The following is a 23,014-nucleotide window of genomic DNA, read 5'->3' on the forward strand; positions in this document are numbered from 1 at the left end:
TTGAGGAAACATCATGAGTCAAGGTAAGGTCGTCCAAATCATTGGCGCCGTTGTGGATATCGACTTTCCACAAGATGCGGTACCTGGTATCTATGACGCGTTAAACGTGACCGACGGTGATCTAGCTGGTTTAGTGCTGGAAGTTCAGCAGCAGCTGGGTGGCGGTACGGTACGGACTATCGCGCTGGGTACTACAGACGGTTTACGTCGCGGTTCAGCGGTAAGTAATACCGGTAAAGCAATTCAGGTTCCAGTCGGCACAGCGACTCTGGGCCGTATTATGAACGTATTGGGTGAGCCGATCGATGAAGCGGGCCCAATCGGTGAAGAAGAGCGTTGGTCAATTCACCGCGCTGCGCCTTCATATGAAGATCAAGCGGCGTCAAATGCCTTGTTGGAAACCGGTATCAAGGTTATCGACTTGGTTTGTCCGTTCGCAAAAGGTGGTAAAGTAGGTCTGTTCGGTGGTGCCGGTGTAGGTAAAACCGTAAACATGATGGAACTGATCCGTAACATCGCCATCGAGCACAGCGGTTATTCAGTATTCGCCGGTGTAGGTGAGCGTACACGGGAAGGTAACGACTTCTATCACGAAATGAAAGACTCTAACGTACTAGATAAAGTATCGTTGGTATACGGTCAGATGAACGAGCCACCAGGTAACCGTTTACGCGTTGCGTTAACCGGCTTAACCATGGCTGAGAAATTCCGTGATGAAGGCCGTGACGTACTGTTTTTCGTCGATAACATCTATCGTTATACCCTAGCGGGTACTGAAGTATCTGCGTTGTTAGGTCGTATGCCTTCAGCAGTAGGTTACCAGCCAACGCTAGCGGAAGAGATGGGTGTACTACAAGAGCGTATCACGTCGACTAAGACCGGTTCTATCACGTCTATTCAAGCCGTTTACGTACCTGCGGATGACTTAACTGACCCATCACCAGCAACAACGTTCTCGCACTTAGATGCAACGGTAGTATTAAGCCGTAACATCGCTTCACTGGGTATTTACCCAGCCATCGACCCATTGGATTCAACTTCTCGTCAGTTAGATCCATTGGTTATCGGTAAAGAGCACTATGAAGTGGCACGTGGCGTACAAACGGTATTGCAACGTTACAAAGAGCTAAAAGATATTATTGCCATCTTAGGTATGGACGAACTGTCTGATGAAGACCGTACAACTGTATACCGTGCGCGTAAAATCCAACGCTTCTTGTCTCAGCCATTCTTCGTTGCTGAAGTATTCACTGGTTCGCCAGGTAAATACGTTCCGCTGAAAGAAACTATCCGTGGCTTTAAAGGTATCCTGGCCGGTGAATACGACCATATGCCAGAACAGGCGTTTTACATGGTTGGTTCAATCGACGAAGCGATCGAAAAAGCGAAGAAACTTTAAGTTCAGGCTTTAGGAGAGCGAGATGGCGATGACAGTGCAACTGGATGTAGTAAGTGCCGAAGAAAAGATTTTCTCAGGCCTTGTCGAATCCGTGCAGGTCACAGGCAGTGAGGGCGAGTTAGGTGTGTTACCTTTCCACGCCCCGTTACTGACCACCCTGAAACCTGGCATGGTCCGTATCGTAAAGCAGTTTGGCGAAGAACACCTGATTTATGTTGCCGGTGGCGTACTTGAAGTACAACCCGATATGATCACGGTGCTCGCAGACATAGCGGTACGCGGTGAAGACTTAGATGAGCAAGCGGCTTTAGACGCACAGAAACGTGCAGAAGAAGCAATGCAGCATGCCAGCGCTGACTTTAATTACGCCGAAGCAGCCGCGCAATTGGCCGAAGCCATTGCTCAGCTGCGCGTGATACAAAAACTGCGTAAGAAATAAGTTTCCATTGATAAATGATAAAAAACCACCTAAGGGTGGTTTTTTTTTGCCTACAATTTGTGCAAAGACTAAAAATAGCGTGATAAACCAAAATTGGCAGACTAACAGCTCAGATAAATTCGTTTAAAACTTGTTTCAATTCTGAAAGGTATTTATATTAAATTGTTGGCAAAAATAAAAAATAACAGGACATCGTTTTATGCGCTCGTTGTATAGTTTTCTACTATTGATAGCATCATGCCTTATCGTTGTGCAGGCACAAAATCTTACTTTAGAAGACTATGCACGCCCTGCACAGTTTTTGGATATTAAAATATCACCTACCGGAAAATACCTCGCTGCAACTTCACGCAGTGATGAGGGTAATATTTATTTGCAAATTATTGATATAAAAACCAATCAAATTATTAGTGTTCGTCATTTTACGGGGCGAGATTCGATTGGTTCAATTAATTGGGCTAATGCTGAGCGGATCTTAATTACCTTAGTGCGTGATATTGGTGCTTTAGAATCTCCGGTGGGCACGGGTGAAATTTTTGCCGTAAATGCCGATGGCTCTAATGCGCGTATGTTAACGGGCTACCGTGCGGATAATGAAAAAACGCCCGCTTCCGTCATTAACTATTTACCCGAAGATGAAAATTACGTGTTAATCGTCACATCAACACCCAACCGCAAAGGGTCTTTTAGTTTAATTAAACGTCTGAACATCGAAAATGGCCGTGCTCGGCAAGTGGCGCGCGCGCCAATGCGCTCTTCCGGCATGATGACCGATCGCACAGGTGTTGCACGGATCGCTATTGGTATCGATCAAGAAAACGATAATGAAATGATCATGATGTACCGCAAAAATGAAAAAGCGGATTGGGAGACTTTGCGTCGTTATGGTCAACGTGATGGCTCTTTCACGCCATTGTCATTTATGCCTGACAATTTACATGTGCTTGGCGTTAGCGATACGCAAACCGATACGCAAGCCATTAGTATTCTTAATCCTGAAACCGGCAAAGAGGAAATCATTGCCCATCATCCTAAAGTGGATGTTTCGGCAATCTACAGTATTAAAAACGGCTTTATAAATGAAGTCATCGGTGCTTCGTATGAACATGATATCTACGAAGAAGTTTACTTTGAAGATATTCAAGACAAAACGTTTAGTGGTTATTTACAAGGTTTACGTGCCGCTTTTGCAGACAAAAAAGTTAATTTTACCTCGATTACTAAAGATAACAGCTTGGCTGTGTTAACTGTTCATTCGGCCAATCACCCGCGTGAGTTTTATCTGTTTGACACGCGCAATATGCAATTAAGTTATCTTTTGAACGGTCAGCCTTGGATGAAAGCTGAACAGTTGGCACAAACATCGTCGATATTTTACACCTCGCGTGATGGCTTAGATATTCATGCTGTACTGACCTTACCTAAAGACAAAGCCGCTAAAAATTTACCATTAATCTTATTACCTCATGGTGGCCCGCATGGTATTCGGGATTATTTAGAAATTGATACTGATGCCAAAGTGTTAGCTCAACATGGTTATGCGGTGTTACAGCCAAACTTTCGCGGATCAGGTGGTTTTGGCCGTTCCTTCTTGCAGCAGGGCTATTTAAACTGGGGCACCACTATGATCGATGATATGACCGATGGCGTGAAACATCTGATCGATAAAGGCATGGTTGATGCTAATCGCGTTTGTGTTTACGGTGCGTCTTACGGTGGTTATGCTTCATTAATGAGCGTGGTGCGTGAACCTGATTTATATAAGTGTGCGGTGAGCTTTGTCGGTATGTCAGATTTGAATTTAATGTATGAACATGGTGATACCACAGAATCAAAAGGCGGCTTAAATACGTTAGAAATGTATATCGGCCGTGATAAAGCGCGCTTAGATGCACAATCGGCCATCAAAAATCTTGATAAGCTAAAAGCCCCTATCTTTATTATTCATGGCACTGAAGATCAACGCGTGCCGCTGATCCAAGCCGAAGTACTGCGTGATGAATTGAAAAAACGTAACCACCCTTATGAGTGGTTAGTGAAAGAAAAAGAAGGCCATGGCTTTTATAAACCAGAGAATAACGTTGAGCGCTGGCAAAAGATGTTAGCCTTTTTTGATAAATATATCGGTGATAAGCAAGCGGCCAATTAACAGATAAATTATTATCTTAAACATGGGCTGATACCTTATATAACAGCCCTTTTTTTATTTTGATATTTTACGCGTTGTTGCGAATTTAAATAATAATAAAGCGATTTAGCCTTACGCTTTGATAAAAATTGAGGTAAATAAAATGAGAGCACTACTAATAAGTTGCCTATTTTTTGCGGTCGTTTCTGTGCAGGCAGCAGAGTTAACCTTGGAAGATTTTGCACGCCCTTCCCAGTTTCTTGAAATTGAAATATCGCCATCGGGTAAATACTTAGCGGCGACTAGCCGCAGTGAAGAAGGCAACGTTTACCTCAACGTTATTGATATTAAATCAAACAAAATTATCAGCGTTCGTCACTTTACTGGCCGAGATTCTATCGGCTCTATCGACTGGGCTAATAATGAGCGTTTATTGATCACCTTAGTGCGTGATATCGGTGCTTTAGAGCAACCGGTTGGCACCGGTGAAATCTTTGCGGTAAATGCGGATGGCTCTAATGCCCGAATGCTAACGGGTTATCGTTCTGAAACAGAAAAAGATCCCGCACAAGTGATTAACTATTTACCAGATGATGACAAGTATGTGCTTATTACAACCAGCACACCAAACCGTAAAGGGTCATTTAGTTTAGTTAAGCGGTTAAATATTGAAAATGGTCGTACTAGGCAGGTGGCCAGAGCACCAATGCGCTCTTCAGGCATGATTACTGACAATAACGGTGTAGCACGGATGGCGGTGGGTGAAGACCAAGATAATGACAACGAAATGGTCATGATGTACCGCAAGGATGAAAAATCAGATTGGGTTACTTTACGCCGTTATGGCCAGCGTGATGGTAGTTTTTTACCCATCGCGTTTTTAGCGGATAATAAAAGAGTAGTGGGGATAAGTGATACTCAAACGGATACCAAAGCGTTAAGTGTTATGGATCCAGAAACGGGTAAAGAAGAAATACTAGCTCATCATCCTAAAGTAGATGTTACACCGAGTTTCAGTATCGAAGACGGGTTTTTAAAAGAAGTGATAGGCGCTTCTTATGAATATGACACGCATGAGGATGTGTTTTTTGCTGACGTTAAAGATAAAACCTTCAGTGGTTACTTACAAAGCTTAAAAGCGGCCTTTCCAGGAAAGAAAATTGCTATTAACTCAGCAACTCGAGACAACAGTATTTTGGTCCTTACCACGCGTTCGGCTAACCATCCGCCAGAGTTTTATCTGTTTGACACCAAAAATAATCAGTTAAGCTTTTTGTTAAATGGCCGTCCTTGGATGAAGTCAGAATTATTGGCTGAAACGAAGGCCATTATTTATAAAAGTCGAGACGGTTTAGACATTCATGCCATCCTAACCTTACCTCGTGGCGTTGAAGCGAAAAACTTACCCTTAATTATGAATCCGCATGGAGGCCCGCATGGTCCAAGGGATTTTTTAGAAATTAATCCAGATGCCAAAGTGTTAGCGCAACACGGTTATGCGGTGTTACAGCCAAACTTTCGCGGCTCAGGCGGTTTTGGACGGAGCTTTTTACAAGCCGGTTACCAGAATTGGGGCACAACAATGATTAATGACATGACAGATGGTGTCATGCATTTGGTTGAGCAGGGTATTGTTAATCAAGATCGGGTGTGCGCTTACGGTGGTTCTTATGGTGGCTATGCCGCCTTAATGAGTGCAGTGCGCGAACCGGATTTGTATAAATGTACCGTCGGTTTTGTCGGTGTTTTTGACTTAAACTTAATGTATACCGATGGTGATATTCAAGAACGTAAAAGCGGTATTAATTATTTAGAAATGGCAATTGGCCGTAACCAAGAGCAACTGGATGCGCAATCACCGATTAAACATTTGGATAAATTAAAAGCACCGGTATTTATCATTCATGGTGAAGAGGATAGACGCGTGCCGATTATTCACGCGCACCGCTTACGGGAAGAACTGGATAAACGTAATCATCCTTATGAGTGGTTAGTGAAAGAAAAAGAAGGCCATGGCTTTTATAAACCAGAGAATAACGTTGAGCGCTGGCAAAAGATGTTAGCTTTCTTTGATAAATATATTGGCGATAAACAAGCTGCGAATTAAATCGCTTTTTAATGAGCAACTAAAAGGGTTAGCACCGTTGGTGTTAGCCCTTTTTATTTGTTAATAACCCGGTTACTAGTCTGTAGACTTGTTAGTCGAGATCGCTATAGCTTAGCACTGAGCACTGAGCACTGAGCACTGAGCACTGAGCACTGAGCACTGAGCACTGAGCACAGGCCACAGCTGCGGCCATGGCTATTTATTACGATTTACCCATCGCAAAAGGCGTACTTACCTGTGTCTGCTTATTAAGCAGCGCCAGATGAACAAAATCTAAACCGCAAACGTCCACAAGCCATGGTGTTTTCAGGTAGAATAGCCGCATTAAAACGTTAAGGATAATTGGTTATGGCATTAAATGTAGTGATCTTGGCTGCCGGTAAAGGCACCCGTATGAAATCAGACTTACCTAAGGTATTGCACAAGGTGGCTGAGCGGCCAATGGTACAACACGTTATTGATACTGCGCGTGCGCTTGGTGCAGCTAAACCGCAACTGGTTTATGGCTATGGTGCTGACGCATTAAAAGCGGCCATGGGTGAACAGCCACTGCATTGGGTGTTGCAAGCCGAACAGTTGGGTACTGGCCATGCGGTGGCGCAAGCCATCCCCAATATCGCCGATGACGATACGGTACTGGTGTTATACGGCGATGTGCCGTTAACCCGTATTGAAACCTTGCAGCAATTGTTAGCCGTTAAACCCGCTGACGGTTTGGCTATCTTAACGGTGAACTTAGTTAACCCAACCGGTTATGGCCGTATCGTGCGGGAAAACGGCAAAGTAACAGGCATTGTTGAACAAAAAGATGCCACAGCCGAGCAGCTTAAGATCACTGAAGTCAACAGCGGCATTATGGCGCTGCCAGGCAAACAGCTTAAAGGCTGGTTAGGCCGCTTATCGAATAGCAATGCGCAAGGCGAATATTACCTCACCGACATTATTGCCATGGCGCACAGCGAAGGTGTCGCCATTACGACGGCACATCCGCAAAATCCGATGGAAGTCGAAGGGGCTAATAACCGCGTGCAATTAGCGGCATTAGAGCGGGCCTATCAGCAGCGTAAAGCAGAAGAACTGATGCTATCTGGCGCTAACCTGCGGGATCCTGCACGTATTGATGTGCGCGGCAGTGTTGAAGTAGGCAATGACGTAATGATTGATATCAACGTTATTTTTGAAGGCAAGGTGGTATTGGGTAAAGGCGTAACCATTGGCGCTAACTGTATTTTAAAAGACTGTGTTATCGGCGATAACACCGAGATAAAAGCTAACTCGATGATTGAAAAAGCCCGCGTAGGCAGTGGTTGCTCGGTTGGCCCTTTTGCTCGTTTACGACCAGACACGGTTATGCTAGATGACAGCCATGTTGGTAACTTTGTCGAGATGAAAAAAACCACCTTAGGCCAAGGCTCTAAGGCGAATCACTTAACATATTTAGGTGATGCGGTCATTGGTGACAAAGTGAATGTTGGCGCCGGAACCATTACCTGTAACTACGATGGTGCCAATAAGTTTGTCACAACTATCGAAGATGGGGCCTTTATTGGTTCAAATAGTGCGCTGGTTGCACCGGTAACCGTAGGTAAAAATGCGACTGTGGGTGCCGGAACCGTATTAACCCGTGATGCCGAAGCGGGTGAGTTAGTCGTCGCTCGTGCTAAACAGCGGCATATTACTGACTGGCAGCGCCCAGTTAAAATTAAAAAATAAACGCGCGTCTTAAGCGCTAATAAAAAGCCGGTCATGAAAAGACCGGCTTTTTTGTTTTAGTTTAGCCTGGGGTACTTACTGTAAAAGCTTACCGTAAATGCTTAGGCTCATTGATGTTTAATTACCAAAGGAACCCGCTGCGCCTGGAAAGACCACAGGGCTTTCAATGCCATCTTGGCTAACACTGGCTACACCAAAAAAGTAGTTATCAATGACTACGTTTTCCAAGGTAAATTCGGTTACCTTGCCCACTTCACGGCTAAATTGCCAAGCTGAAGCGTCGGTATAACGCCAGTAAATCTTATAACCTTTTACCAGTTTGTCTTCTTGCGGCAAGGGAGCGGCCCATGACAAAGTGGTATTGGCACTTACTGCGCCTTTAATCGTTACGTCGGCAGGTGGATTAGGTGACCAAGATAAACTGGCTAAGCTAACGGCATTCAGGGCCGTTAGTTTTGCGGCATACGCAAAATCAACGCCATCAATGGTGTCGCCATAAACGATGCCATTTTCGGTGCGTAAATCTTGATGCTGGCGATCATAGTGCTCATTGGTTTCCATAATACGTACGGCTGGGTAGCCTAAATCGTTAAAAGGCCGATGATGACCACCACGGGCAAAACGATCTAACCGATAGACTGGCATCACATCTAAGTTAGTCATGTAGTTATCTGCGATCAAATCAATATAACGGGCAAGGTTACGCGTCGGTGAGTCGTTTTCACCGCCAGTAAAGCGGCGACTGCGCGCTTCGGCTTCGGTTTCGTTGGCCCGAGTGCCTTCAGCAAACACGCGCGCCGTGGTGTTGTCGACCACACCGTTAATTCCGGCGGTATTGCCAATCATATCGTTGTTTAATACCGCTTTAATGCGCCAGCCTGCGTCTTTGGCTTGTTGTGCTAAGATTTTGCCGCCAAATAAGCCTTGTTCTTCACCAGCTAAAGCCGCATAAACAATGCTACCGTTAAATTGATATTGGCTTAATACGCGGGCGGCTTCTAACGTGCCGGCAACACCCGAAGCGTTATCATTCGCACCTGGCGCATCACTGGTAAAATCCATCACATCGGATACCCGAGAATCAATATCACCTGACATAATGACGAAACGATTAGGGTCGGTTTTACCGCGTTGGATGGCAATAACACTGACTACTTCCGTGGCATTGGGGATGCGTGCTTCACCGCTGATCATCCCTGTAGAATAAGATACTTCTAAACAGCCTCCACATTCAGCGGAGATTTTTTCAAATTCAGCTTTGATCCAGCGTCGTGCTGCGCCAATACCACGCGTATCCGATTCGGTTTCAGACAAAGTATGGCGAGTACCAAAACTCACTAGCTTCTCAATATCGCGTTTAATATTGTCGGCAGAAGGGGCTTCGGCAATCGCATGCAACATTTGTTGTTTATTATCATTTTGTTGAGCTTGTGCGGGTAAGGCTGCGAGTAACAAGGCAGCCAGATAAGTACGGGCAGTAAACATAATCGATCCTAGTTTGAGTCAACTCAGGTTTACTATACAGATTAGCTGAATACTTGGTTGTGATGCTTGCGGTCAGTTGCAGTATATCTGTGATGGTTTTTTTGTTGTTGCACGGATGGCAACACAACACGGTGTTTTACGCTTATTTACGCTTGGCTTTTGCCGCTTGCCATTCAGCTTGGGTGATCGGTGAGGTGGCGATACTATTGGCATCTTGTTGCTGATAGTGTTCGCGGCGTAAGGCGACTTTTTGCATAATTAATACTAGGTCGGCTTCACTTTGCCGATTCCAGTCGACAATTTCATTGATATGTCGGTAACAACCAACACACACTTTGTGCTCATCTAATTTGCAGCATGCCACACAGGGCGAAGAAATGGTCATTAACAGCTCTTTTATTAAAAAATTATTGTGTGTTTGATACCGGCACATCGCTTGGCGATATGCCGGTTTACGGTTAGTCGGCTTGATCTACTAACACGGCAATGGCACCGTCGCCGGTGACATTACAGGCGGTACCAAAGCTATCTTGCGCCATATAGAGGGCAATCATCAGGGCAATAGCGCCTTCGCCAAAACCGAGCATTGAACCAAGTAAGCCCACGGCCGACATCACTGCGCCACCAGGAACACCTGGCGCCGCCAACATCACCACACCTAAGGTAAGGATAAACGGCAACATGGTAAATAAAGATGGGATCTCCAGATTGCTCTTCATCATGATCACTGCCACAGCGCAACTGACGATAGTAATGGTCGAGCCTGATAAATGCACCGTGGCACATAAGGGTACTGCAAAATTGGCAACGTCTTCTTTCACGCCATTATTTTTGGTGGCCTGCAGTGATACCGGGATCGTGGCTGCACTCGACATGGTACCCAGCGCAGTAAAGTAGGCGGGCAACATGGTTTTGATTAAGCTCAGTGGTGATTTACCCGCTTTTAAACCTGCAACAGTAAACAGCAGTACAATCCATAACCAATGGAGAACCAAGGCTAAAACTAACACAATGCCAAAGGTTTTTAAGGTAACAAACACCGTACCTGCCGCCGCCATTTGCGCGAAAACGCCTGCGATATAAAGCGGTAAAAAGGGAATGATAATTTTGCTCAATAACAGCTGAATAATATCGCGGCCTTGATCAGATAATTGCTTTAACGAAGTGGCTTGCGTACTAGCAATACCTAAACCAAATACAAAGGCGAGTGCAAGAGCGGTCATTACATTAAACACCGGTGGAATATTCATCTCGATATAAGGTGTTAAATTTACGCCATCAATACTGGCTAAATCGGCAGTTGCAGGCGCCAGCATCGGCACAACTAACGCCGCAACGATAAAGGCTAAGGTACCTGCGCAAATCGTCGATAAATAGGCAATACCCAGCGTGCGGCCCAGTAATTTACCTGAATTGCGAGGCAAGGCCGCAATACCACTGGTAATAAAAAATAAGATTAATAATGGGATGGTGAAAAATAGCAGTTGGCCAAATAGGCCTTTAAAGGTTAGCAGTAGTTGCGTTAGCCAGTGCGGTGCAAACAGACCACACAACATGCCCAGCACAATGCCGGCAATCAGTTTTAGTATCAGTGCCATAGTGTTCTCGTTCTAGTTATGAGGTATCCCTTGGGGTAGCGATTTGAGCATAACATAACTTAATATGTGCTCGCGAGCCGACCAGACTTATTCTGTCGGCTCTGGCGGTGTAAGTGGCTCGGGTTTACCAAATAAGTAGCCTTGAAACAAATCGCAACCTAAACTCATTAACATTTCAAATTGCTCTTGTTGCTCAACACCTTCTGCAACCACATGCAATGATAACGACTTTGCCATGGCGATAATGGTTTTTACAATAGCCAAATCGGTTTCTTGGGTTAAAAACTCATGCACAAAAGATCGGTCAATTTTAAGAACGTTGATCGGTAGATTTTTTAAATAAATCAGCGAGGAATAACCCGTACCAAAATCGTCAAGTGAAAATGTGATGCCCAGCTTGCTTAACGCCAGTAGTTTTATTCGTGTATTTTCCAAATCTTCATTAAGCATGCTTTCGGTTATTTCAAGCTCTAAAAGGTGGGGATCAATACCACTGTTTTGCACAATACTGCTGACAATTTCAACAAAGTTTTTCTGCACTAATTGTCGCTCGCTGACATTAACGGCAATGGGCAAAGGAGTACCTTGTTGTTGGAATACGCGTATTTGCTGACAAGCCGTTGTTAACACCCATTCGCCTATTTCATTAATAAGATATGAGTTTTCCGCTAAAGGGATAAAGTCGTTAGGTGTAATCAAACCAAATTCTGGATGAAACCAGCGGATCAGTGCTTCGTAGCTGACGATCTGACCTTGGCTATTAACTTTAGGTTGATAAAACAATTTTAGTTGTTGTTTACTGATTGCTTGTTTTAATGATTGTTCTAACCGTTGTTTTTTTCGTAGTGTTTTGTGCATTCCCGGTTCGAAAAAGTACAGTTGATTACGCCCCATTTCTTTCGAGTGATACATCGCAAGATCAGCTGAAGACATTAAATCATCAATATTTTTCTTATTATCGTTAAACAACGCTATCCCAATACTGGCTGAAATTTGATAGTGATGTTGTTTCAATTCAAAAGGGTTGTTGATGATCTCTAATAACTTGTGGCCCAACTGATGGGCATCCTCCGTGGCTTTGGTTAGTTCACTGCTGTTGAATTGCGCTAACAAAATAAACTCATCGCCGCCTGGTCTTGCTAAAGTATCTTGTTCCCGAATGGCCTGCTGTAAACGCTCACTAAGTTGCCGCAATAGTTCATCACCATATGAATGGCCAAGGCTATCATTCAGTTGTTTAAAGTGGTCGAGATCAATAAAAAACAAGGCAGCGTAATGCCCGCTGCGATCACTATGCGTTTGTGCTTGCGCAGTGCGCTCGATTAATAAACGTCGATTGGGTAATTTGGTCAGCGGGTCATAAAACGCCAATTGATGAATATATTGCTGGTCTGCTTTTGCTTTGCTAATGTCATTAAAGCTGGCGATATAATGAGTAACAGTGCCTTGCTGATCGGTTAAAGCATTGATAACGACTTGCTCAGGAAATATCTCACCATTTTTGCGTTTATTGTAAATCTCACCTTGCCATAAACCGTTTTCACTTAGCGCTAGCCACATTTTTTTGTAAAAGGCGGCATCATGTTGCCCCGAGCTTAATATTGACGGTGATTTGCCAACGACTTCATGGGCTTCATAGCCGGTAATGAAAGAAAAAGCCGGGTTGACTTTAATAATATGATTATTGGCATCGGTAATCATAATGCCTTCACGGGTATAAAATGCCAACGCATTTACCTTCAGTTCCGCTTCCGCTAACATTTGCTGGGTGATATCTCGCACCGCTAAGACAAAGTGAGGTTTATTTGACTTGGCTTGTCGACGTGCAGCAATCACTTGAAACCAGAAAACTTTACCTTCGATAAGTAAAGGATAACTACAAGGTTCAGAGCGGCCTGACTGGCGCGCTTGAGCAATAGCTTTTTGACCCGCAATATAAGCCTCTTTCGGCATGCATTGCGCTAAGGTTTTCCCTAAAAAATGCTCAGGTGGCAGGTACATGGGGACTTTATCGGTATTTTTAACCTGACAAAAGCGCTCTTCATCATCCACTTCAAATAACACATCAGGGATAGCCGCCAAAGTGGCAGAGATATCCGCTTCTCGTTCTATCAGCGTTAAATAAGGTTTGCTCAGCACTTCATGCAGCAGCGCACGGTACAAAAATAAATAAGCTGCAATTTTAAAAACATGGCCAACAGCATTAAAGGCGTCATGCATATCAAGATATAAAGTGAAGTAAAAGCCGCTACAGACTAAGCACCACATTGCCGTATATAAAGCTGGCGCATAATAGTGAGTGTTTTGAGCATAGCCAAAGCGCATCCATAAGATGGTCAGAATATTCAAACTAATAAACAGATATTCCGCAGCAATTTTGGTTAAGGTTAGGCCTTGCTGTGGCACATAGACCGTGGGTAATGCGTTGGCGTGATAAAAAATAACCATATGTACTAGCGCAATTATCGCTACGGTTATGACCAGCATACTTACAAAGACGGCTCGTTTAATGGGCCGATTGGCCAGTGGCAGTACTGCTAATAATAATGCTACAGCGGCGGTGAAGCGGGCTGCAAGCCAGAAATAAATGGTTTTTTGTGGGCCGCTAGGGGTGACATAGTCAGGCATGCCAGTAAAAGATAATAAATGCGATAAATCAAAACAGACTACAGCCAAAAAAGCACAAGCCAAGATCGCGGTGCGGATACTCATGCTGATCAGAATGCGCTCTGCACTGACGGCAAAAATCATAAAGGCAAAACTAACCGAAATAATTTCTAAAATAGAGTGTAGCGGTAGGTAATTTATGTTGCTAATGCCAGGGATCAGCCGACTGACAAAGGGGGAAAAAATCAAAATAATCAACGCGATTATTGCCGGGATCGCGAAAATATTGGCATGTGAAACGCGATTAAATACCTTTTGCAGTAATGCAGTCATAGCCACCTAATTCTTATAGCTTAGCTTCAAGGCTAGCATAAGGTAACAAAATACGTTTGATCTACTTTTGAAAACAGGCAAAAAAACTAAAACATCATGGAGTTTACCGTGGATTATTCGTGCTAACGCAAAGAAAAAGGCCTTTACAGGTAAGCGTTGCTCACATTCAGCCTATACTAAGTTTAACTAAGGTAAGGTTAATTAGATCAAAGCCTATTAGCAAGGCTGCAACTTAACTCAATAAACAGGACAAGATAATGCGAAAAATAGGGTTATTTATTTTAACGATTTTGCTGGTCGGTTGCAGTCAATTGGGCCAAATGCCGGTTTACTCTGTTTCTGAAACACAATTAGAGCAGATGATTAGCCAGCAAATCCCTGAGTTAACGCGACAAGCCAATGTTGCCGGGATCCCTTTAAAGCTGGCGGTCGACAGTATGGCAGTTAAAATTGGCCCGGATAATAGCGATCTGGTGCAAATTAACACTGCTGCTTCGGCAACCTTAAGCCTGTTCGGTTTAACGTATCCTGCCAGTATGCAACTGCAGGTTGAAGGGGCTCCTTATTATGATGCGGAACAAAAAGCGGTATTTGTGCGCTCAGTAAAATTACTCGACTCTTCGATTGAAGCTGCAGGCTACCGAGGTAACCTTACGCCGGTTACCAATGAGTTATTACAGATAGTGAATCAATTTTTGGCGACTAACCCAGTTTATAAATTGGATACCAGCGATCCAACGGTAAAATTATTAACCGCACTACCGATAAATATGACCGTGCAACAAGGGCGAATTGCCTTTTTACCGGCGGGGAAAAGTCGTTAACAGCTATCGTTTCTCGGCTAAGACAGAACAAGGTGGCAGGTGGTTGTAAAAAAGTGGGGAGCCTAAGCTCCCCATAAATGCAGGACAACATTAACAACGACCAGAACATCCGTATCAGAGCAAAAGCTCACCTCCATCCGTTGATAGCGCAGACTATAAAACAACCTAAACGCAAATGCAAATAATTATCATTAATACGTTTGGTTTTTTGCTATTGCTTGCAAAAGCAGCAGAAATCGCTAAAATGCCTTTCGTTTCGAAACTAAGTGAAAGAAATGAACAAACGTAACACACAACAGCGTCGGCATTTGATTGTTGCCCAATTGCAAAAACAAGGCGAAGTGACCGTTGAGCAGCTGGCGGAGCAATTTAACACGTCCGAAGTGACCATCCGTAAAGATTTAACTGCCCTAGAGGCTGCCGGCTTATTATTACGTCGTTACGGTGGTGCTGTGCCGGTACCACAAGATTTTATTTCTGATAGTAGTTTAGCGAAAGTTTCAGAACGAAAGTTAGCAATTGCTAAAGCGGCTGCGACGCTGATTAAAGATCATTACCGAATTATTATCGACAGTGGCCGCACAACGGCGGCGCTATTGCCAGAACTAGTGCAAAAACGTGGCCTTGTGGTCATGACTAATTCATTAGCTATTGCCAATGCCTTGCGAGAGTTGGAAAACGAGCCGACGCTACTTTTAACCGGCGGTACTTGGGATCCGCAGTCTGAAGCGTTTCAAGGGCAATTAGCCGAGCAAATGTTACGTAATTACGACTTCGACCAACTGTTTATTGGCGCCGATGGCATCGATTTAGCTCGCGGTACAACTACTTACAATGAGTTATACAGCTTAAGCCGAGTTATGGCTGAGGTCTCGCGCGAAGTCATCGTGATGCTGGAATCAGACAAGTTGGGGCGAAAAATACACAATTTAGAATTACCTTGGTCAATGATCAAAGTATTGGTGACCGACACCGGTTTATCCGCTGCTCAGGCTGCGGAAATAGAACAGCAAGGCGTTAGCGTGATCCGCGCAGCGTATTAAATAGCAATTTTGCGAACCCTTTTAGTTAATTTAACGGAGTAAGAATATGTGTGGCATTGTTGGCGCAGTTGCGCAGCGTGATGTGGTTGATATTTTAGTTGAAGGTTTGCGCCGTTTAGAATATCGCGGTTATGACTCGGCCGGCGTGGCGGTTGTTAACCAGCAAGGTGAGTTACAGCGTTTACGCCGTTTAGGTAAAGTAAAAGAGCTAGCCGATGCGGTGGCATTAGCGCCGGTGCTTGGCGGTACGGGTATTGCGCATACGCGCTGGGCAACGCATGGTGAGCCAAGTGAACGCAATGCGCACCCTCATATTTCTAGCAATATCATCGTGGTACACAACGGTATTATTGAAAATCATAACCCGCTGCGCGAAGCGCTTAAAACGAAAGGTTATGTGTTTACCTCAGACACCGATACCGAAGTAATTGCCCACCTAGTAGAAGAAGAATTAAAGCAAGCTAGTTCACTGTTAGCAGCCGTGCAAGCAACGGTAAAACAGCTGCATGGCGCTTACGGTACCGTGTTATTAGATAAAACCGATCCTAGCCGTGTAGTGGTGGCCCGTTCAGGTAGCCCCTTGGTGATTGGTTTAGGTATCGGTGAGAACTTTATTGCCTCTGATCAGCTGGCCTTATTGCCGGTAACCCGTCGCTTTATGTTTTTAGAAGAAGGCGATGTAGCAGAAATTACCCGACAAAGCGTCAGTATTTTCGATAAAGACGGTAACGCGGTTGAGCGTGAAGTGCATGAATCTAACGTCAGTTACGATGCCGGTGATAAAGGCCAATATCGTCACTTTATGCTCAAAGAAACTTATGAGCAGCCACAAGCGATCAACAACACCTTAGAAGGCCGTTTAAGCAATGATAGCGTGCTAGACGAAACCTTTGGTAATGGCGCAGCTGAGCTATTCAAAAAAGTTAAGCATATTCAAATTGTTGCCTGTGGCACCAGTTATCACTCTGGTATGGTGGCGCGTTATTGGTTGGAGTCATTAGGCGGCGTATCTTGTAATGTCGAAATCGCTTCAGAATTCCGTTACCGCAAATCTTTTGTGCAGCCTAACAGCTTATTGGTCAGTATCTCGCAATCAGGTGAAACCGCCGATACCCTAGCCGCGCTGCGCTTAGCGAAAGAAGCCGGTTACTTAGGCAGTTTAACCATTTGTAACGTGGCGGGTTCATCACTGGTTCGTGAATCTGACTTAGCCTTTATGACCCGTGCTGGCGCAGAAATTGGTGTTGCCTCTACTAAGGCATTTACCACGCAGTTAGTGGGTTTAGCCATGTTGACCATGGCGGTAGGTAAATACAACGGCTTAAGCCTTGAAAAGCAGCGTGAATTAACTCATGCCCTGAAAAGTTTACCGGCCAAGTTAGAAGAAACTTTAGCGTTGGCACCACAGATTGAAGCCTTAGCCGAAGAATTTGCTGATAAGCACCATGCGCTATTTTTAGGCCGTGGTGACCAGTATCCGATTGCGATGGAAGGTGCATTAAAACTTAAAGAAATCTCATACATTCATGCCGAGGCTTATGCCGCGGGCGAGTTAAAACATGGCCCGCTCGCGTTAATTGATGCCGATATGCCGATCATCGTTGTCGCGCCAAACAATGACTTGTTAGAAAAGCTGAAGTCGAACGTCGAAGAAGTGCGCGCCCGTGGCGGTATCTTGTATGTGTTCGCCGATGCTGACGCGCAGTTTAAATCAGATGCCACCATGCGAGTGATCAATGTACCACATACTCACGAATGGTTGGCACCAGTGGTGTATACCTTGCCATTGCAGCTGCTGAGCTACTATGTTGCAATCATTAAGGGCACCGACGTAGATCAGCCAAGAAATTTGGCCAAAAGTGTAACAGTTGAATAAGCCATTGATTTTGTTTTTTTTGTTGGGGAAAATTGTATTTGGTACGTAAAAAATAATTTGCTCTAAATTTGGTATAGAAAAAAATGCTAGCTTATGTTCATTACTGAAGTCAGTAATGGGCATAAGCTATGAGAAGCTGGATTGGTTAAGAAAGCTTCGTTAATTGTCAGATCTGCTACTAACCTGCTGCGTCATAAGCCATCTTTATCCATGCAATAAGCTCCGCATCAACTTGCGTTGCATCTGTCAGCTTCACGCGAAATTTGCACATCTGCCCATCTGGTAGCTTTTCGAGACGCGGAGAAGCTGGAAGCTCTTTAATGTTTAGTCCAAGTTCCACTCGCGTTTTGGTTACAGGGCCTATCGTGGCAAACTGCTTCTTTCTGCGGTAGCTGACGTATTTTTGTTTTGGAGCAGACTCGAATGATCCAAAATTTTCCATTTGCGCAAGGAGCGATTCATGAATCTGGCGAAGAGCTGCTTTGGGGCCAACATAAAGAGCATCAATTGGACCGACGACAATGCTGTTATCTGTTTGAGTTAATGTTTTGGCTAAATGAGCAATGGTGTTTGCATCGCCATGTCCAACTCCAAGGTCGCTTTTTAACATATTGACGATTTCGCTGTGCTTGGTGAGGCCGCAATCCTGAGCAAGCGATTTAAGCTGATCTATCGTCTTCCCAGTACGCGTTTCAATATTCTTGATTTGTGTTTCTAAGGCTTTCTGAACGTCTGCCATGTCATCCTCCGATGTTGTATATGCAGCTCTTACAGTTATGATGCAATCAATATTATTCAGAGAAAATTAATCCTATTGAACTTTAATTTACAGTTTAAACAAACTAGAAAACATATTCGGTTGTGAGATAAAGCCGGCTTTCGCATATATGTGATGGTTCAGCGAGGTGTTTCTGTTTCTCGCTTTTATCAGTCAGTATCCCATTCATGTAATTATCGATGTATGAGTTTAAAAGATATGACGAGTAAAAAACGCTGTTAAGTGCTAATGCCTCGATGCCCGTTGTGGGTACCAGTAACTGTCGAGCCAGTGCGCTGTGTTAATAATACGTGGGGCCGCACCGAATAAAAGATTGCTGGCCTCCACAACGATTGGTGCCTCGAAAAAAAATTACAAATGACTGTACAATGTTAATGACCCAACCGCAATTAGCGTAAGGCCGCCAAAAATCTCAGCTCTGTGCCCTATAACCGAGCCTATTGCACGCCCTAGCATTATGCCAATAGTCACCATCAGTGTCGTCGCAAATCCAATCAAAGCTGCGGCTATCCAAATGTTGACGTTGATGAACGCAAGACTCACACCAACCACCATTGCGTCAATGCTTGTACTAAATGCCGTTAGGCAGATTCGAAATAAAGACTTTCCAGTTTCTTGTTCTTCATCATTTCCAGCCGGCTTTGTACCTTCATAAATCATATGCAGACCCAGAATCGTCAAGAGTGAAAAGGCAATCCAGTGATCCCAAGCTTCTACATATTCTGAGGCTGACTTTCCTATTAACCAGCCTACAAGCGGCGTGATTGCTTCGATAAAACCAAAGATGAGTCCGATTTTGAAAGCTTCTATCAATCGTGGTTTTTTAAGGGTTGCACCTTTACCAATCGCAGCAGCGAAAGCATCTGTGGACATAGCAAAGGCAAGTAAAATAAGCGGAATTGGGTTCATTTAGTTGGCTCCGGTCGGGCATATCAAGTCCACGATATATCCACACGCCCGACCTTGGGCATGGATATATCGATGGTCTCGCCAACCAAGAGGTATTCGCACCATGGCATGTGGCCAATTATGTTGATACGAATTCTTCCAAATTTCGAAAGCAGGCTACTCCCCAACGAGGGTTTATGTTAACAATTATCCTAAATAATGACAAATTTAGCGTGTTGGTGTGGAGCGGCATACTGAACTGGGTCAACAAACGAGGCGTGTGATGGTGAACTTCATTCTTGAAAAGAGAGTGTCTTGAACTGAGGGAAAGTAAATCTTTTTAGAAAGAGCCTGTTCTGAATTTTTGCCATTTGTGCAAAACAGCTAATAGTTGAAGTGAGTTAATTGTTGGTGCGTTCGCAGGATGAAAGTTTTTATGCGTAAAGATTGCATCAAGTGGTAAGTGCGGAGAAAACAGTGGTAGCTAAGTACCCTAAAAATTGTAGTGCACCAAAATAAGGCAATTTAGCGTGATTTGGTAATTAAAGCCTTTTTTCAGCAGTTTTTTAGCCAGAAACCTTTATTTTCATTGTTCTCAGTGCACTAAAAGTGAACTTTTATTGCCACACATTTGTGCATCTTTTTACTGGTCTGTCTTGACGTAGAAATATTAATCAACTAAGTTGTGTAAGCGCTTACATTTTTGTGCCTGCAAATGTCATTAAAATGTAAGCGAAGCATATAATAAAATAGCAAAAATACAGGAAACACGGGAGAAAGGTATGAATCAAACACGTTTCAAGCTGTCGCGCATAGCGATGAGTTTGTCACTGATTACAGGCGCCGGCATGATGGCGCCTGGTTTCGCGCAAGAAGCCGCTGCGGACGAAAACAGTGATATTGAAATAATTCAAGTTTCGGGCATTCGTGGCAGTTTAATTAAGTCGATGGATGTTAAACGCAGCTCTGTCGGCGTGGTTGATGCCATCTCTGCAGAAGATATTGGTAAATTTCCAGACACTAACCTTGCAGAATCCTTGCAACGGATCACGGGTGTGGCTATCGACCGTTCAAACGGTGAAGGTAGCCGCGTTACGGTGCGAGGTTTTGGCCCAGATTTTAACTTAGTGATGTTAAATGGCCGGCAAATGCCCGCTTCGTCACTGGAAGCGACCTCAGCCTCATCTTCTCGTTCGTATGATTTTGCAAACATCGCTTCTGAGGGTATTTCAGGAGTTGAAGTGTATAAAACGGGTCGTGCCACTATCGCTACCGGTGGTATGGGCTCAACCATTAACATTTTAACGACTAAACCATTGAATGCTCCCGGCGAGAAAGCCAGCTTTGGTATCAAAGGTGTAATGGACCAGTCAACTGACGAAGGCGCCAGCATCACGCCAGAGCTATCAGGCTTATACAGCAATACTTTTAATGACGACAAATTTGGTGTCGCCATTAGCGGCTCATACCAGCAGCGTGATAGCGGCAACAAGCAAGCCAATAGCGGCGGCTGGCGAACTTTTCCTGGCACCGTAAATGGTTTTGACTGGGATGGTGGTAATGCAGATTGGGGTGGTTTAATCCCTGATGGTGCCAATGCTCATCAAAATTACCCAGCTGCTGACTCAATCTACTCCGTACCACAAAGCTTAGGTTATGCGTTTCATGAAGTAGAAAGAACCCGTACTAATGGTCAGTTAGTACTGCAGTATCAACCGGTTGACTCAGTAAGAACAACCTTAGATTACACTTATGCAAAAAATGAAGTGTCAGATCGTTACAATGATGTTTCTGCCTGGTTTAACTTCGGCCCTTCTTCAGGTGTGTGGAGCGATGGCCCAGTAGCAGCACCCATTGTCTATTCTGAAGCTTTTGGTGCTCCTGGCGATTTAGCCATGGGTGGTGGGCAGTTCTCAACCGTAAACGAGAATAAGTCTTTAGGTTTCAATGTTAACTGGCAAGCAAGTGACAACTTAAAGTTAGAGTTGGACTATCATAGCTCGTCAGCTGATTCTAGCCCAAACAGCCCCTTTGGTAGCAACAACGTTATTGGTATGGCGACTTTCGTGCGTACTCTCACTACCGCACGTTTTGACACTGACTTACCTACTTTAGCCATTGGTTATCCCCCCGGTTTTACTGGTATTCGCGGTGAAGATATGCGAGTAACCGGTAGTTCATTTCGTAATAGCCAAATGCGCAGTGACATTGACCAACTGCAACTTCGCGGAAACTATACCTTTGACGATGGCATCTTAAACAGCATTGACTTTGGTGTAACAAGTTCAGAAACCAAAAACCGTTCAGCATTCTCTAACGTGCAACAAGATAACTGGGGTGGTTTAGGTGCCGCTGGCGATATCAATCCGTCAGTGTTCCAGCTTGATCAGTTGGGCGATAACTTCAGCGCAAGCACCAGCAGCGATATGCTGAAAGAGTTCTTCCGTTGGGACTTCAATACCATCCGCCAAATTGCCAATGATAAATATGGTGCCTTGGGTCAAGTGGGTGATTGCGGTACCTCGTTCTGTGCTTCGTCTAACATGACCACGGACCGCCGTACTACGGAAGAACAAAAAGCTGCTTATGTGCAGTTAAATTTCTCCGGTGAAATTGGTGAGCGTTTTTATGGCTTAACCGCGGGTGTGCGTTACGAGAAAACCGACGTTACATCAAACGCCTTAGTACCGGTCTACAGTGGTATTGCTTGGGCAGGTGATAACGAATTCAACTTGATCAGCACTGGTGAAAGTGACTTTACTGAGCTAACCGGTGATTACACTAACGTACTGCCCAATGTCGATTTCAACATTGAAGTGGTTGAAGATGTAATTTTCCGTACCTCGGTCAGTAAAACATTGGCTCGTCCAAGCTATGCCGATATCCAAGGTGGACAAACGCTGAATGCCTTAGTGCGGATTGACGGTGGTACCGGTGGACGTGGTAACCCAGATCTAGACCCGTTTGAATCAACCAACCTAGACTTGTCTTTAGAGTGGTATTACGACGAAGGCAGTTACATGGCCGTGGGTTACTTCAAGAAGAAGGCGAAGAACTTTATCGGTCGTACTACCGTTGAAGAGCAAACCTTTAATTTACCGCATCCGGCACAAGGCCCTCGTTATGCTGAAGCCGTTGCTGCCGTCGGCAATAATGCTACAGCGATTCGTAACTACATCAGAACCAATTACCCTGATACGGTTGACGCAAACGGCTTTATCTTAGGTGTACCTGGCGATACTGCTGCAACATTTGATATCACTATTCCGGTTAACCAAGATGATGCGAATTTAGACGGCTGGGAATTAGCCTTACAACATTTATTTGGCGAAACAGGCTTTGGTGTGATTGCCAACGCAACTTTTGTTGATGGTGACTTTGAATACGACAACTTCAGTCGTGGCGAGCAATTTGCGTTGCTGGGTATGAGTGATACCTACAACGTCGTCGGTTTCTACGATAAAGACGGTTTCCAAGCGCGTTTGGCCTATAACTGGCGTGACAAGTTCCTTGCCTCCACAGTGAATACTTTAGGTTTGCAAAACCCTATTTACGTTGAAGCTTATGGTCAATGGGACGCCAGTGCCAGCTACGATTATACCGAGAACTTAACGTTCTTTATTGAAGCCATTAACTTAACTGACGAGTCAGTACGTTCTCATGAACGTAATACACTACAATTAGTGAATTATACTGAAACAGGTCGTCGTTTTGCCATTGGTGCGCGTTATTCGTTCTAAGATGTCGTTGTCCTGAAATAAGTAGCCATCGTAAGATGGCTACTTTTTTACAAGAA

15 protein-coding genes and 1 riboswitch are annotated in these 23,014 nt (G+C 44.4%); of the genes, 9 read left to right on the top strand and 6 right to left on the bottom strand.

Features of this window, described 5'->3' with window-relative positions:
* Window positions 1-13 precede the first annotated feature (13 nt).
* The 5 genes from atpD to glmU all read left to right on the top strand — a co-directional run bounded on the left by atpD (window position 14) and on the right by glmU (window position 7,786).
* Complete coding sequence (atpD, locus tag ACUJFL_RS01240) at window positions 14-1,399, top strand: F0F1 ATP synthase subunit beta (RefSeq protein WP_226750650.1); 1,386 nt, start codon at window positions 14-16, stop codon at window positions 1,397-1,399.
* A gap of 22 nt (window positions 1,400-1,421) precedes the next feature.
* Complete coding sequence (locus tag ACUJFL_RS01245) at window positions 1,422-1,838, top strand: F0F1 ATP synthase subunit epsilon (protein WP_226750649.1); 417 nt, start codon at window positions 1,422-1,424, stop codon at window positions 1,836-1,838.
* A 199-nt stretch (window positions 1,839-2,037) separates the two neighbouring features.
* Window positions 2,038-3,987: an alpha/beta hydrolase family protein gene (locus ACUJFL_RS01250; protein WP_445428246.1), complete on the top strand. Its 1,950-nt coding sequence runs from the start codon at window positions 2,038-2,040 to the stop codon at window positions 3,985-3,987.
* Window positions 3,988-4,129: 142 nt separating this feature from the next.
* On the top strand, window positions 4,130-6,073 hold the full coding sequence (locus tag ACUJFL_RS01255; RefSeq protein WP_445428247.1) for an alpha/beta hydrolase family protein: 1,944 nt from the start codon (window positions 4,130-4,132) through the stop codon (window positions 6,071-6,073).
* 348 nt (window positions 6,074-6,421) lie between these two features.
* The gene (gene glmU / locus ACUJFL_RS01260) at window positions 6,422-7,786 is read left to right on the top strand and encodes a bifunctional UDP-N-acetylglucosamine diphosphorylase/glucosamine-1-phosphate N-acetyltransferase GlmU (protein ID WP_445428248.1); all 1,365 of its coding nucleotides are present in this window, start codon (window positions 6,422-6,424) and stop codon (window positions 7,784-7,786) included.
* A gap of 117 nt (window positions 7,787-7,903) precedes the next feature.
* Here glmU and ACUJFL_RS01265 read toward each other — a convergent pair whose 3' ends face one another.
* The 4 genes from ACUJFL_RS01265 to ACUJFL_RS01280 all read right to left on the bottom strand — a co-directional run bounded on the left by ACUJFL_RS01265 (window position 7,904) and on the right by ACUJFL_RS01280 (window position 13,809).
* Window positions 7,904-9,271, bottom strand: a complete 1,368-nt coding sequence (locus tag ACUJFL_RS01265; RefSeq protein WP_445428249.1) for a M28 family metallopeptidase — start codon at window positions 9,269-9,271, stop codon at window positions 7,904-7,906.
* Window positions 9,272-9,413: 142 nt separating this feature from the next.
* A complete protein-coding gene (locus ACUJFL_RS01270) occupies window positions 9,414-9,656 on the bottom strand; it encodes a DUF1289 domain-containing protein (protein ID WP_445428250.1) in 243 nt (80 codons plus the stop codon).
* Window positions 9,657-9,729: 73 nt separating this feature from the next.
* Complete coding sequence (locus ACUJFL_RS01275) at window positions 9,730-10,869, bottom strand: dicarboxylate/amino acid:cation symporter (RefSeq protein WP_226750643.1); 1,140 nt, start codon at window positions 10,867-10,869, stop codon at window positions 9,730-9,732.
* Window positions 10,870-10,956: 87 nt separating this feature from the next.
* A complete protein-coding gene (locus ACUJFL_RS01280) occupies window positions 10,957-13,809 on the bottom strand; it encodes an EAL domain-containing protein (protein ID WP_445428251.1) in 2,853 nt (950 codons plus the stop codon).
* Window positions 13,810-14,066: 257 nt separating this feature from the next.
* Between ACUJFL_RS01280 and ACUJFL_RS01285 the strand changes: the two genes are divergently transcribed.
* From ACUJFL_RS01285 to glmS, 3 genes are all read left to right on the top strand, one after another.
* Window positions 14,067-14,633: a DUF1439 domain-containing protein gene (locus ACUJFL_RS01285; RefSeq protein WP_226750641.1), complete on the top strand. Its 567-nt coding sequence runs from the start codon at window positions 14,067-14,069 to the stop codon at window positions 14,631-14,633.
* A gap of 275 nt (window positions 14,634-14,908) precedes the next feature.
* The gene (locus ACUJFL_RS01290; RefSeq protein WP_229586173.1) at window positions 14,909-15,676 is read left to right on the top strand and encodes a DeoR/GlpR family DNA-binding transcription regulator; all 768 of its coding nucleotides are present in this window, start codon (window positions 14,909-14,911) and stop codon (window positions 15,674-15,676) included.
* A gap of 46 nt (window positions 15,677-15,722) precedes the next feature.
* Window positions 15,723-17,552, top strand: coding sequence for a glutamine--fructose-6-phosphate transaminase (isomerizing) (gene glmS, locus ACUJFL_RS01295; RefSeq protein ID WP_306177463.1), 1,830 nt, complete (start codon window positions 15,723-15,725; stop codon window positions 17,550-17,552).
* Window positions 17,553-17,730: 178 nt separating this feature from the next.
* Here the strand turns inward: glmS and ACUJFL_RS01300 are convergent, their stop codons facing one another.
* Window positions 17,731-18,291 carry a DUF4287 domain-containing protein gene (locus ACUJFL_RS01300; protein WP_226750638.1) on the bottom strand — a complete coding sequence of 187 codons (561 nt, stop codon included), beginning with the start codon at window positions 18,289-18,291 and terminating at the stop codon, window positions 17,731-17,733.
* A 390-nt stretch (window positions 18,292-18,681) separates the two neighbouring features.
* The gene (locus ACUJFL_RS01305; protein ID WP_226750637.1) at window positions 18,682-19,239 is read right to left on the bottom strand and encodes a manganese efflux pump MntP; all 558 of its coding nucleotides are present in this window, start codon (window positions 19,237-19,239) and stop codon (window positions 18,682-18,684) included.
* A gap of 7 nt (window positions 19,240-19,246) precedes the next feature.
* A riboswitch (yybP-ykoY riboswitch) is annotated at window positions 19,247-19,416 on the bottom strand.
* A gap of 584 nt (window positions 19,417-20,000) precedes the next feature.
* Here ACUJFL_RS01305 and ACUJFL_RS01310 point away from each other — a divergent pair.
* Window positions 20,001-22,958 (top strand): TonB-dependent receptor, encoded by a 2,958-nt coding sequence (locus ACUJFL_RS01310; RefSeq protein WP_445428252.1) that lies wholly within the window; start codon window positions 20,001-20,003, stop codon window positions 22,956-22,958.
* The last annotated feature ends 56 nt before the right edge of the window (window positions 22,959-23,014 follow it).

The sequence above is a fragment of the Alishewanella sp. HL-SH05 genome (assembly GCF_052655985.1).